General features: G+C 42.6%; 11 protein-coding genes and 1 pseudogene. 5 read left to right on the top strand and 7 right to left on the bottom strand.

From position 1 onward, the window contains the following. Nucleotides 1-23: 23 nt before the first annotated feature. From EI162_RS03905 to EI162_RS03885, 5 genes are all read right to left on the bottom strand, one after another. Complete coding sequence (locus EI162_RS03905) at nt 24-602, bottom strand: hypothetical protein (protein WP_192523120.1); 579 nt, start codon at nt 600-602, stop codon at nt 24-26. A gap of 99 nt (nt 603-701) precedes the next feature. After that, entirely contained in the window at nt 702-1829 is a 1128-nt protein-coding gene (prpC, locus tag EI162_RS03900) for a 2-methylcitrate synthase (protein ID WP_192523119.1), read from the bottom strand. Nucleotides 1830-1926: 97 nt separating this feature from the next. Next, nucleotides 1927-2817: a methylisocitrate lyase gene (gene prpB / locus EI162_RS03895; protein ID WP_192523118.1), complete on the bottom strand. Its 891-nt coding sequence runs from the start codon at nt 2815-2817 to the stop codon at nt 1927-1929. Nucleotides 2818-3199: 382 nt separating this feature from the next. After that, nucleotides 3200-4486 (bottom strand): NRAMP family divalent metal transporter, encoded by a 1287-nt coding sequence (locus EI162_RS03890; RefSeq protein ID WP_192523117.1) that lies wholly within the window; start codon nt 4484-4486, stop codon nt 3200-3202. Nucleotides 4487-4794: 308 nt separating this feature from the next. Then, complete coding sequence (locus EI162_RS03885) at nt 4795-5838, bottom strand: LysR family transcriptional regulator (RefSeq protein WP_192523116.1); 1044 nt, start codon at nt 5836-5838, stop codon at nt 4795-4797. 239 nt (nt 5839-6077) lie between these two features. On the opposite strand from EI162_RS03885, the gene EI162_RS03880 reads away from it, so the two are divergent. Continuing rightward, complete coding sequence (locus EI162_RS03880) at nt 6078-6950, top strand: hypothetical protein (RefSeq protein ID WP_192523115.1); 873 nt, start codon at nt 6078-6080, stop codon at nt 6948-6950. A 205-nt stretch (nt 6951-7155) separates the two neighbouring features. After that, nucleotides 7156-7662, top strand: a complete 507-nt coding sequence (locus EI162_RS03875) for a hypothetical protein (RefSeq protein WP_192523114.1) — start codon at nt 7156-7158, stop codon at nt 7660-7662. Between the two features lie 108 nt (nt 7663-7770). Here EI162_RS03875 and EI162_RS03870 read toward each other — a convergent pair whose 3' ends face one another. After that, on the bottom strand, nt 7771-8565 hold the full coding sequence (locus tag EI162_RS03870) for a PaaX family transcriptional regulator (protein ID WP_192523113.1): 795 nt from the start codon (nt 8563-8565) through the stop codon (nt 7771-7773). Nucleotides 8566-8655: 90 nt separating this feature from the next. On the opposite strand from EI162_RS03870, the gene EI162_RS03865 reads away from it, so the two are divergent. Beyond that, the gene (locus EI162_RS03865; protein WP_263972253.1) at nt 8656-10314 is read left to right on the top strand and encodes an isovaleryl-CoA dehydrogenase; all 1659 of its coding nucleotides are present in this window, start codon (nt 8656-8658) and stop codon (nt 10312-10314) included. 42 nt (nt 10315-10356) lie between these two features. On the opposite strand, the gene EI162_RS03860 is transcribed toward EI162_RS03865, so the two are convergent. Beyond that, the gene (locus tag EI162_RS03860) at nt 10357-11637 is read right to left on the bottom strand and encodes a tyrosine-type recombinase/integrase (RefSeq protein ID WP_192523112.1); all 1281 of its coding nucleotides are present in this window, start codon (nt 11635-11637) and stop codon (nt 10357-10359) included. 567 nt (nt 11638-12204) lie between these two features. Here EI162_RS03860 and EI162_RS03855 point away from each other — a divergent pair. Then, nucleotides 12205-12484: pseudogene (locus EI162_RS03855) on the top strand (peptidylprolyl isomerase). A 289-nt stretch (nt 12485-12773) separates the two neighbouring features. After that, nucleotides 12774-13122: helix-turn-helix domain-containing protein (locus tag EI162_RS03850; protein ID WP_192523111.1), on the top strand; the 349-nt coding region annotated here is incomplete at its 3' end.

Raw genomic sequence — 13122 nt, 5'->3', positions numbered from 1 at the left:
TTAATATGCGGTTATCATTGATGTTATTTATAACTACCGACAATACCGTCGCATAAAATAAGTTTCTTGGCAGGATCTAAATGAGCACCAATTTTTTCATCATCAAGCTGCTCATATTTAAAATGCGGCTTTAAACCTTGCATTGATGTTTTTAGATATAAGGCATCGTAGAACATGTCTGAGTTGGGCACGACATAAATATCAAGGTGCGATATAGGCTTGTTTCTATAAGTCGCATTATTGAATTTCACGGTGTAAGTGACGCTATCACTACTATAGTCATCGCCTTTTTCCATGGTGATGGATGAAATGGCGTTTTTGTAAGGCGCTGGAATGACATAGTTTTCTTTTAAAGAAAATACTGTACCGTCATAAACACCATTGGTTGTCGATTCTTCGTGGGTAATAAAGCTATTTTTGAAAGTGTTATAAGTATTGGCAGCCTTCGTTGATTTGTCGCTATCTATATAACCGCATGCCTCTTCATAAACACTAAATAATGGAGTTAAATCTGTAGCCGCACTGGCGTAGGTTGAACCCAAAGATATTGATAGGAGTCCGGTACCAATTAGTGCAAACGATAGATTTTTTGTATTAAACATAACAGCCCTTGATTGACAGTCATTTAATGAGTAGTTGTAGGGTGCGCCATGCGTACCCTACAAGTTTATTTATTCGAGCGAAGAGGAAAGCGCTACAAATTAACGCGCACTCATCTCTGGTACTGAACGCAATTCTTCACCGATATATTCGGCACTTGGTCGAATAATACGGTTATTACCACGTTGCTCAAAGACGTGTGACGCCCAGCCTGTCAGACGTGAACACACAAAGATTGGTGTGAATAACTTGGTTGGAATGCCCATGAAGTGATACGCTGAAGCATGGAAGAAATCTGCGTTACAGAACAGTTTCTTTTCACGCCACATAACTTCTTCACAGCGTACTGATACTGGGTATAACACTTCATCACCAACATCGTTGGCCAGTTTTTCAGCCCAACCTTTGATGACCACGTTACGTGGGTCTGAGTCGCTGTAGATAGCATGACCAAAGCCCATAATTTTGTCTTTACGTGCCAGCATCGCCATCATCTCTTTTTCAGCTTCATCGGGTGAGCTAAAGCCTTCAATCATATCCATCGCTGCTTCATTAGCACCGCCATGTAAAGGACCGCGCAAGGTGCCAATCGCGCCAGTAATACACGAATGGATGTCAGACAGGGTAGAGGCACACACGCGCGCGGTAAAGGTTGACGCATTAAACTCGTGCTCAGCGTACAAGATAAGTGACACGTTCATGACTTTAGTATGTAGCTCGTTTGGCTTCTCGCCTTTAAGCAGATGCAAGAAATGACCGCCGATAGTCTCATCATCAGTTTCAGTTTCGATACGCTCATTGTCATGAGTAAAGCGATACCAGTAGTTAATAATTGATGGGAATACCGCTAGCATACGATCCGCTTTGTCATTCTCTTGCTCAAAGTCGGTTTCCGTTTCAAGGTTACCGAGCATTGAGTTGCCCGTACGCAGCACATCCATCGGGTGTGAGTCAGCAGGGATACGCTCAAGTACATCTTTTAGTGCTTGTGGTAGACCACGTAATTTTTTGAGCTTGGCTTGATAGGCATCAAGTTCGCTTTGGGTTGGCAAGTTGCCATAAAGTAGTAAGTAAGCCACTTCTTCAAAGATACATTTGTCCGCAAGCTCTGAGACATCATAACCGCGGTAAGTCAGACCTGAGCCTGATTTACCAACGGTTGATAGAGCGGTCTTGCCAGCGACTTGACCGCGTAGTCCTGCACCTGAAAGTTCTTTTTTTGCTGCCATGATTAAATTCCTTTTGTTGGTAGCTTTAGTAGTAAAGTTTATTAGATAGCCAATTTTAATAAATCGTTTCTTAAATCACTGTATTGCTTGCTTAAGTCTACTTATTATCAGCAAACAGTTTATCTAACGTTTGCTCGAATTCGTGGTAGTTTAAGAAGTCGTATAGCTCCATACGGGTTTGCATGGTATCGACAACTTTGTCCTGCGTGCCGTCATCGAGTAGATGTTGATAGACGTTTAATGCCGCTTTATTCATCGCACGGAATGCTGATAGCGGGTATAGCACCATATCGACACCCACACCGTGTAATTGCTCTGTGGTATAAAGGTCAGTTTGACCAAACTCTGTCATGTTGGCGAGTACCGGTATATTCAGCACATCGGTAAATTTACGGTACATCTCAATATCAGTCAATGCTTCGGCAAAAATCATATCGGCGCCAGCTTCTTGAAAGGCAACTGCGCGCTCAACCGCTGCGTCAAGACCTTCGACAGACAGCGCGTCAGTACGAGCCATAACCACAAAGTCTTTATCGGTTTTGGCATCAAGTGCTGCTTTTAGGCGGTCGACCATTTCTGAGATACTAACGATTTCTTTATTGGGACGGTGGCCACAGCGTTTTTGTGCGACTTGGTCCTCGATATGTACTGCTGCCACACCTGCTTTTTCCATTTTCTTGACGGTCTGAGCGATGTTAAACGCGCCACCAAAACCCGTATCGATATCCACCAATAGCGGCGTATCAACGGCATCAGTAATACGGCGCGCATCTTCTAGGACGTTATCAAGGCTAGTCATACCCAAGTCAGGCAGACCAAATGAGGCATTCGCCACGCCAGCACCAGAGAGATATAGCGCTTGGTGACCAACTTGGGTTGCCATCATAGCGGTGTAAGCGTTAATCGCGCCAGCAATCTGTAGCGGCTGGTTGTTATCGTTTTTTTGTTTCATTGCACTGCGAAAGCGAGCGCCTGCTGATGAGGTCATGTCATAATCCTTACGTGGAGGGTAATCTTATCGATGTTATGGATATTATATTTGATTGAATCGTTGTGATTGATTATACCCAATTATCCATGCTTGCAAAGCGGTCTTTCAATACTTTTAGTTAGGTGAATTTAATTAAAAGTTAATTTTTAATAAACATATTCGATATATGAATAGTACTATCCATTATCTAGAGGTTTACTGAGATTAGTATTCATATCGCTTAAACCAACCACCAATCACTCGCTAGATATTTACATTTATTTACAATTACTACCATCAAATGATTAAACCATTGCACAAAAAAGCCCTCATAGCTTCGCTAAAAGGGCTTTTTTGCATCAAGTAGATTTGTATAAAGCTGAATGTATACCTAAGCTAGCTAACCAAAGAGACCCGCAAGATTGGCTAAGAACAACAGTGCAAAACCAGCTAAGAATATCAAACCAGCGATAGACAATGCATTCATACCTACTGACAGTTTTTTATGGTTTTTGACCAAGGTATAGTTGAGCCAACCAAAGATGGGTGCCGAAACGAACGCCGATATCATGGCGAATTTTAGCATCGAGCCCAATTGTCCGGTAAAGAAAGTGATAATCACCAAACCACCACCGATGGCATAAGTGGTCCAAAAGGCGATTTGCTTTTTATTGATCTCATCGTCACCTTTAAGTAAGCGCCAGCACTCAGCATTGGCACGGCCATAACCATCGGCACAAGTAATGGTGGTGCCAAACATACACATAAAGGCGACGAAGGCGACCAGTAGTCGTGACCATTCACCGATGGTACTGGTATACATATTAATCAGCTGATTGATATAAGCGGCGCCTGCAATCTCAATCTCTTGTCCTGAGCCATACTGGACAAACACGCCTAACGATAAGAAGAACAACGCCAAGACACCAGAGACCGAGTAACCCACATTGAAATCAAGCAATCCCTGACGGTGCGTGGTGTGTTCGGCTTTGACTTTAGCGGATGTCCACATCGAGGTAATCGCCGCAAACTCAAGCGGTGCTGGCATCCAGCCCATCAATGCTACGATAAAACCTAAGGTCGCCAAATTCCAAGGCGAGGCGGCGACAAAATCGGTTGCCATAACCGTCGGCTTACCAGCGGCAATAATCACTGCTGCTACTGTTGCAGTGGTAAGGGCAATCATAATCCACTTAGTCACGCCATCAAGCAGCTTATAATGACCAGCAATCAGGAAGAACCACGAGACCGCAACGATAATCAAAGCCAATGTCATGGTGGACAAACCGAGGGAAGCAGGCAACATAAAGCCTAGGATAACTGCCGCAATCAAAGATACCGCGCCCGTACTAATGACCGCCGATAAGACGGATAGGATGAAATAAATCCATAGATAGGCTTTCGAGCGTTTGGCATAGCCTGCGATTAAGCTCTCGCCAGTGTCGTAGACGTAATCGGTACCAAATCGAAAGAACGGGTATTTAAAGATATTGGCTAAAATAATCATAATCGCCAGCTGCCAGCCATATAGTGCGCCCGCCTGTGTCGATGAAATCAGATGTGAGCCACCGATAGCAGCTGTCGCCATTAAGATACCGGGACCAAAAATTCGCCAGCTAAAGCCTTCTTGCTGCGGAGCGACGGTATCGTCGGTGGCGCTTGGGTTGTTGAGTGGTTGTGTGGACATGAATACCTCGAAATGGTTAAAACGGCAAATCATCACTTACCTGTGTCAGTCTGCCAATGATCGTTAGAAAATCGCTTTATACAATATATATAACGCCTATTTTATAACGTTAAATACAAAACGATTCATCTTGTATCGACTTTAGCACACCGATGCTATTCAGGAGAATGATTATTCTAATTATTATTACTATTTGTTTGCATAGCCATTCTTGATAGTTAGCATAATTAATTATTAATATCAAGAGTTAGTACTGAGTATTTTTTGGCGGTTCTTTATACCATAATCCGCAGCCGATAGCTGATAATTTATAGCTTTGAGGCAAATTTTTGCTTTCGATAGGTGATACCGCGCTGTTCATACACCTGATAAGTAGCAGTGAGTAAGTCAGGGATTTTAGGGTGGACAAAGTCTTTGAGGGTATGTAAATAAATAGGGGAGGTCACGTTTTCGTGTACCAAGCGTTGATAGCTGATTTGTTCTGTACGCACCGTTTGTAGGCTGGCAGGTACAAGCGTAACCCCTTCACCAGCAGCGACTAGTCCCAATGCTACTTGTAAGTCACTCACCGTGGTAGTCATCAGTGGCGCGATACCGTATTGTGCAAATAAATGCAGCAAAGGCTCGGTGACAGGCTCGTTAAGCGTACTAAACGATAGAGGCTGGCCTGTTGAGTTGGTTCTTTTTGTATGGGCAGGCAGTTTATTGGTCGATGTTGGTTTCGGTATGGACGTGGTTATTGCTGGCGTGGCTATCGGCAAATGCGTTTGATGGTATAAAATCAGGCGGTTATTTGCCAAATCTATCAAGCGTTGCTCGCGTACATGGGCTAATGGGTGTGCTTTAGGCAGCGCGACCACATAACGCTCATGGCGCAATAGTATTTGCTGAATCCAAGGGTCTTGGTGGGCAAAACGCCCAAAACCAACATCAATATCACCAGATTTTAGCGCATCTATTTGCTGGTAGGAGCTGATATCCTTTAGGTTGACCTCAATATCAGGGTTGGATTGTTTTAAACTAGCGATGACTTCTGGCAATAGCCCGTACAGGACAGACGGTACAAAACCAATGTTTAATGCGCTGCTGGGCGCAGACAATCGCTGGGTCATACTGGTGACGGTATCAATCTCTGTCAGTATAGCGCTGATTTTATCGTAAAAGAATGCCCCAGCTTCGGTGAGATGTAATGGTCTATTGTAGCGATTGATTAATTCTACGCCCATATCGGTCTCGAGCTGTTTGAGCAAGCGACTCAGACTCGGCTGTGACAATCCCGTTTTGGTAGCAGCGGCGCTGAAACTACGCAAATCTGCGATAGCAATAAAAGCCTTGAGCTGTTTTAAATCCATATTTTATGCTCACTTATATATAATGTCATCGATGCTTATGGTTGTTTTTTCAAAGAGCATTTTTGGCTATTTTATACCAATAATAGGGGTAACCATAAAATTGTGCTTGAAGCAAATGAAGCGACCCACTATATTGTTTGTTAACGATAGTGTTACACTTTAGCAAACAACAAAACCTTTATCCTTAATTCTAGCAGTCATCTTCTTTTTCGTGGTACAAACTGGTTTGGTATTACTTCATGAGTGATAAAAAAAATAGCCATAATTCAGATTTAGAGGCAAATTTAGCCAAAATTGCTAATACTAAGCCACGAAAGCGCATGCGTAAAGATAACATCTATGAGCGTTTTATCACACGTGTTGAAAATGTCGACGGTGTTGATGACGATGATGAGTCAAAAGACACCACAGCAAATGAATTAAAACCAGTAAAAGATGCCAATAAACTGTCCTCATATGAGCCATTAAGCGCAGCAGAGCTAGCGTTATTTGCTACTCAAGTACAAGAGGGTGAAACCCTAGAGGTCTATAACGACAAAGGTATCAACTTAGATTTTTCTGACGAAGATGAAGATTTAACGACAAAGCACGTCACAATAACCAACCCCGACGAGTCTTTGGATTGTGGTTCAGAAGAAATTGAAAATAAAGAGCCTGAAAACCATGAATTCATAAACGAAGAAGTCATAAACGAAAAAATATCAAATAAGAAGTCGATAAAATCCAAAGACAAGCAAGCGAGTAGCAAAAAACCGCTCGTCATTGGTATGGTTTTTGGCTCATTACTGATCGCTGCCATCGTCATGATGCTTGTTTTTACCGGTGTGCTGTCGACTTCAACGAAGACTGATATAGCGAATGGTGCAGAAATACCAGTAATAGCAGAGAATAATTCCGATGCCAGTAGAGAGGCTGAAGTGGTAGAAACCATTGAGCAAGATACTCAGCCTGCTGCTGACGCTACTGCAGCTCAATATCAAGGTGAGGTTATTGGTTCAGAGGCACAACCAGCACCGCAACCATCCAATGATAAACCAGCTGACGCATCCATCACTTATGAGGACTTTAGACAAGAGTCGCAAAGTACGCTATATCGTGAAACTGATGATTAATCTGGCTTTATTATAGTAAGGGAGTAAGCGGCTGTTGTCCTATGACAAGCTGACTTTTACTGTCTAAAACCAGTTTTCTTACCGCTTATCAGTCAATCATAGCGCTCATACCAAAAACCATTGCATAACACCAGAGTGCTCGTATCATGACATAGAGGATGCAGTTATATACTGCTGATGACATGGATTGATTGGGTATTGTTCTATGAAACACTCAGACAGTATTGAGACTACAGTGACGCAATCAGCAAAATTCGCAAAGGGCAGATCAGCGAATAATATAGAGTTTGTTGGCGTGCTAGGCATCCTTTGTACTTTATTCTTGGCAAGCGTCTTTATATTCGATGGTGTTTTTTCAACCTTTTCGACGAGCGATCAAATAGTGCTGGCGAGTCACCCAGTATCTTCTGTTAATAATGTTGCATCTACCAATCAAAGCAATATTGCGCTAGTAGCCGACGCTACACTCTCGCAAGAAAAAAATGGTGACCCAGCAGTAAACTCTGTGAAGAGTGGTTCTACCATGAGCGAAAATGACTTTAGGCAAGAGGCGCAGAACATAATACGTCGCGATCCAGAAAGTCTAGACATGCAAGCAGCAAACTTAAATACCCACTTAAATACCCAAGCTATGGCAATGAACCGAACCATCAGCAATGAGGACTTTAGAGTAGAAGCTAAGCAGGTGTTATATCGTGATGAAAATCAATAGAGCTTTTGAATTAGAATCCCAAGTAATTATTTATAAGTAATCATTCATAAGCAACCACCTACAGTTCAGCACTTACGTATAAGCCTACTAAATCTTAAGAAGATTCATCTATTTTGCGATATTTGCGTCAAAAAAATCAAGCCAAAGCCGACGACCTTCATCATTAAAGCGCCGCACCGTATTGAAATATTGTTGCCGTGCCGCCTCATTTACTAGGGGCTCGGGCAATAATGGATCGAAGATCACACTGCGGATACCTGCATCTCCAAGCGTAAACACTTCTCGTAAAGCCGCGTCATGGCTCAAATTATCCATATGTTTTAACCAATTGTTCAGTTGATAAGACATGTCTTCATAATATCTCTCTAATTGCATGTCAGACCAAAGTCCTAAGGCTTTTTTTTGGCGAATAGAATCAAAATCGCAAGCCTTAAATACGATGGCTTCTGCTCCTAACCCTAGATTCAATAGACGTTTACGAACGCTATCTATACCGCCCTGTAGATTATTCGGGCGTATATAGAGTCCTTTGTCTAGCTCGCGAAACCCTAATAACGATAAAGCCCGGTCACGTGCGCGTAGTATTGTGCGGTTACTGCGAGGTAGACCACCCGTGGCCACGGCTATCCATGAGCCGTCTGATTTTATGGTCTTTCTATCGGAGGTATGCCATGAGGCGACATCATCGCCTAATTTTTGTGCTTCTGGCCCCAATTGATAAGTAGCAGGCCCGATTGCCTCAGCGAGCTCTGCTTGGGTTAAACGCGCCATGGTTACGCGAATACTGTTCTCTGTCATGCCAAACACTGAGCCTGCCAAAATAGCTTCAGTAGCGGTAAGAGTACTGTTGTCCGCTACCGTTAATAAACGGAGGAGGAGAAGTCGGGGACTGGGTTTATTCATATTACACACCTTGACGAAATAATTTTTATTATGTAATACTAGCTATTGTAAAATAGTAGAGGTTAGTCAAAATCGAGGAAGATAACAATTATGTCAATGATAAATCAATTTAATACTCATGAAGTAAATAATCAACCCTTTGCCTTAGCTAACTACAACGCTTGGGAAACAGATGCTGCCCTTATCGAAGCTGTAACGAGAGAAGGAGCAGGGTGGGCAGAGGAACACCTGAGTGAATTCGGTGCTCGTACAGGCGGTGATATGATTGCTAGCGGGTTTTTAGCCAATGAAAACCCGCCTAAGTTACGAGATTTTGATAGTTATGGACGGCGTATAGATGAGGTGGATTTTCATCCAGCCTATCATGAGCTGATGACTGCTGGCATGAAATATGGCATGAGTAATTTTGCGTGGCGTAATGAAAGTCATAAAAACCCTCATGTAGCTCGAGCCGCTGTGATGTATCTTGGTTCGCAAGCTGATGCAGGGTTTGGTTGTCCGATGTCTATGAGCTACGCAGCGATTCCTGCCCTAAGGCATTCACCAGAGCTAGCAGAAAAATGGCTGCCTAAACTCTTATCGCAGGACTATGATCCGCGTAGTCTACCCATGGAAGAAAAGCTGGGTTGTACTATGGGTATGGGCATGACTGAAAAGCAAGGCGGATCCGACCTACGCCGCAATACAACGCGAGCACTGCTGCAAGAGGACGGAACCTATGAGCTTATTGGTCACAAGTGGTTTTTTTCAGCCCCGATGTGTGACGCCCATTTAGTATTGGCACAGACTGAAAATGGCCTCAGTTGTTTCTTAGTGCCACGTTTTCGTCCTGATGGTACGAAAAATGCCGTTCGTATTCAACGTCTAAAAGACAAGCTGGGTGACTGGTCGAACGCCTCTTCGGAAGTCGAATTTCAAGCCGCGTTTGGTGAGTTGGTGGGCTTAGAAGGTCGTGGTATTCCGACAATTATTGAGATGGTAGCACTGACTCGGCTGGACTGTATGACTGGCTCCTCAGCACAAATGCGCCAAGCGATTGTGCAAGCTATTCACCACACCAGCCAGCGTGAGGCCTTTGGTAAATTATTAATCGACCAACCCATTATGCGTAATGTGCTTGCTGACTTAGCGTTAGAGTCGGAGGCGGCATTGGCGCTTACGATGCGTATCGCACGCGCAGTCGGCATGATAGAAAAAGATCCCCATGAAGCCGCCCTTGCTCGTATCGCGACTGCGATTGGTAAGTACTGGATATGCAAGCGTGCGCCAGTTCTTATCAATGAAGCGCAGGAGTGCTTAGGAGGAAATGGTTACGTTGAAGAGAATATTATGCCGCGTCTCTATCGACAGGCGCCGTTAAACTCAATCTGGGAGGGTAGTGGTAATGTGCAATGTCTTGATGTGCTTCGAGCTTTAAAAAAGGAGCCAGAAACTCGTGACGCTCTATTTGCGGAACTGCAGAAAGCCGCTGGCAAGAACCCTCATTACGATAACGAGCTGAGTCTTTTATCCGAACGTTTCGATGACATTGAAACCTTAGAGTTTCGCAGTCGCTACGTGATTGAACGCTTAGCATTAATGCTCCAGGCTTCAATCTTACTATTAAGTGATAATACGGAAATTGCAAAAGCATTCTGTCTTTCACGGCTCGCAAGCGAACACGGGCTAGCCTTTGGAACACTGAGCCCTGATGCTCCAGTTGAGCTATTGATTAAACGCGCTGCAGGAGCTACAAAAGCGCTATTATGAACAGATTTTGCTATTTGATAAGAAGAGTTATCCGCTTGAGCTTTATAATTGCTCTTTGGAGCAACTCCGGAGCTTATCTATATAGTTTGCCCAATCTTGCATCATTTGCACCCTAGTATCTATTTCATCTAATCGATTATAGGCACCGCCATGCGTGTCCTTTACTCTATGGCCTAATTGCAGCTCAGTCACGATATCTGAATAACGCAGTTCAGGTTGCTCCATCAGTAAGGTTTTAGCGGATGCTCGAAAGCCATGAGCGCATTGAATATCCTTATATCCCAGCCTATGAAATATTTGTACTAGCGTGGCTTTACTAATATAAGTATTACTTGAGGCACGCATCGATGCAAATACGTATTCTTTATGACCGGTAATTGATTGCATTTCTAGTAAGCGCGTAATAACCTGAGAAGCCAATGGTGCAACCAAGTGCGATACCATATCTTCACGACCTTCGCCTTTAGTAGGAGAAAACTCCCATAGCTTGTTATCCCAATCTATATCTTGCCAGCGCATAGAACGCAAATCGATACTACGCACAAAGACATACGGTAGTAAATTCATTGCCTCTAAAGTAATCACACTTGCTCCTTTAAACGACTCCATATCTCGTAATAATACTGCAAACTGCTCAGGCTTGGTAATGGCTGGCAGGTGATTACCTGAATTGGCAGGTGCAAGCTCACCGCGCGTATCAACAGCCACATTTCTATCACATAGTCCTCTTGCGACAGCAAATGAGAATACTTTTTCAGTATAAAGCCTTGTGCTTGCACCAACGAAGGCCGCTTGATTTTCATTATTTTGAATGGCCTCACAGACATTTAATATAATCTCACTAGTAATATCATTCATTCTTAAGTCGCCAATTTCACGACACATATATCCTAAGCATAAATCCCAATATTCTAGCGTCGATTCACTAAACGAGAGTTTATTAGACTTGGCTGTGCGACGACTGGCCATTTTATTGTCTCTCCAAGCTCGAACTATCTCGGCAAACGTTGCATTTTTTAAGTGAGCATATTTATTTACTTTTTCTTGTTGGCTTGTCGCCTTAGGATCAACACCCTTAGCAACCATTGCCAGTATAGAGTCAGCTTTATACTTAACTTCATTCAGACCAATCTCATCCACTCGGCCAAGCATCATTCTAGGGCGTTTACCTTCAATATGCGGATGAGGATAACGGAGGTAGTATTCCTTTTTACCATTGGGGTAAATGCGTACGCTTAAACCCGCAATGCCAGAAATACTGACAGAGTAATCTTTATCTCGACATTCAAGAACATTGATATCGTTTATATTATTGACAGCCATTATCTATATCCGTGGACGTTGTAGGTACGATAAATTAAGCATATTTATCTATTAATTTAATACTCAAGTTACAAGTATACTTCTCGCAGTCGTCATAGCTTATGAAGAGTACTTTTTGCGAATATTGAAATATAATTGGACACCATATTGGACACTGATTATTATATTATAATCATAAAACCCTTTAAATAAATAGGCTTAAGGTATAATCATCCCCAAGGCTACCTTGGGGATAAATATACCATAATAAACTAATAAAGCGTAGGCGATGCAATTATTGCCTTAAAATACTCTAAATGTTGTTTTTATCTATGATTACAGTACATAGTTAGCTATAAAAAATTGTTTGTACGCCTTATTTATCAATGTGTTCATAGGTTTTTCTATAGAAAATATGCTCGCGTACGTGCACATAATAATGAAATAGGGGTCATAGTACTGTTCTGTGCAAATTTGAGAGGGCTATTTTAAGTAGTCTATAAATGTATGTATCAGCTTAATAGACTAGCTCTGTGTAAGTAGTGATATAATGCCGCGATAATCGATATTTCATGAAAGGTTCACATTATGGCTCGTACCGCTAGCGCATTACACATTTTAGTAAAAGACAAAGAACTGGCTGACGACATTATTGTCAAGCTTAAAAAAGGCGCCCAGTTTGATGTGCTGGCTAAAAAACACTCAACCTGCCCATCAGCTAAAAAAGGCGGTAGCTTAGGGGAGTTTCAAAAAGGCGACCATGGTACCGGCATTTGATAAAGTCTGCTTCAATGGCGAGCTCTTCACCCCGCATTTAGTAAAAACTAAGTTTGGCTGGCATGTGGTTAAAGTGCTTTATAGAATGTAAGAGCTAAAGTCGGAGCTGCATAATCCTTATATGCTGACTTGTTATCTTCTCTTAAAATCAAGTCAATAAAAAGCAGATGCCATAATCAGTATCTGCTTTTTATTTATTATGATAAGAGCTAAAAAAGCTGAATGAGGGGGCAAGTAAGGTAGTCAGTTGTATTTATACTAGATTATTAATAGTTTCTTAGATTAACACATGAAGTGCAATACCAAATGTGAGGTGAAAAAAAGACCTAGATGCGCTAGCATCAAAGTTTTTATCCACCGACCAAAGTGAGATTGCAACCATGAACTATACACATCTAAGCCTAGGTGAACGATACCAGATTTATGCCCTTAAAGGGGCAAAACATAGTATTAAATTTATAGCGAGGGCGTTAAACAGAAGTCCCAGCACCATATCAAGAGAGCTTAGGCGTAATAAAGGCCTGCGCGGTTACCGAGCAAAGAATGCTAATAACAAGGCTTGTGACAGACGGTCAAACAATGCGCCCAGCATCATCGCTGACGTATGGGATTGGGTCACAGATAAGCTAAAAGACAGCTGGAGTCCTGAACAAATAGCCGGCGTTCATGGTGGTATTAGTCACATGAGCATCTATCGCTATATCTGGAGGGACAAGAGACAAGGCGGCA

Origin of the sequence: Psychrobacter sp. FME6, assembly GCF_014861365.1 — a bacterium.
Lineage (GTDB): Bacteria > Pseudomonadota > Gammaproteobacteria > Pseudomonadales > Moraxellaceae > Psychrobacter.
The sequence above is the reverse complement of the archived record's forward strand: the minus strand, read 5'-3'. Positions and strand labels throughout refer to the sequence as shown.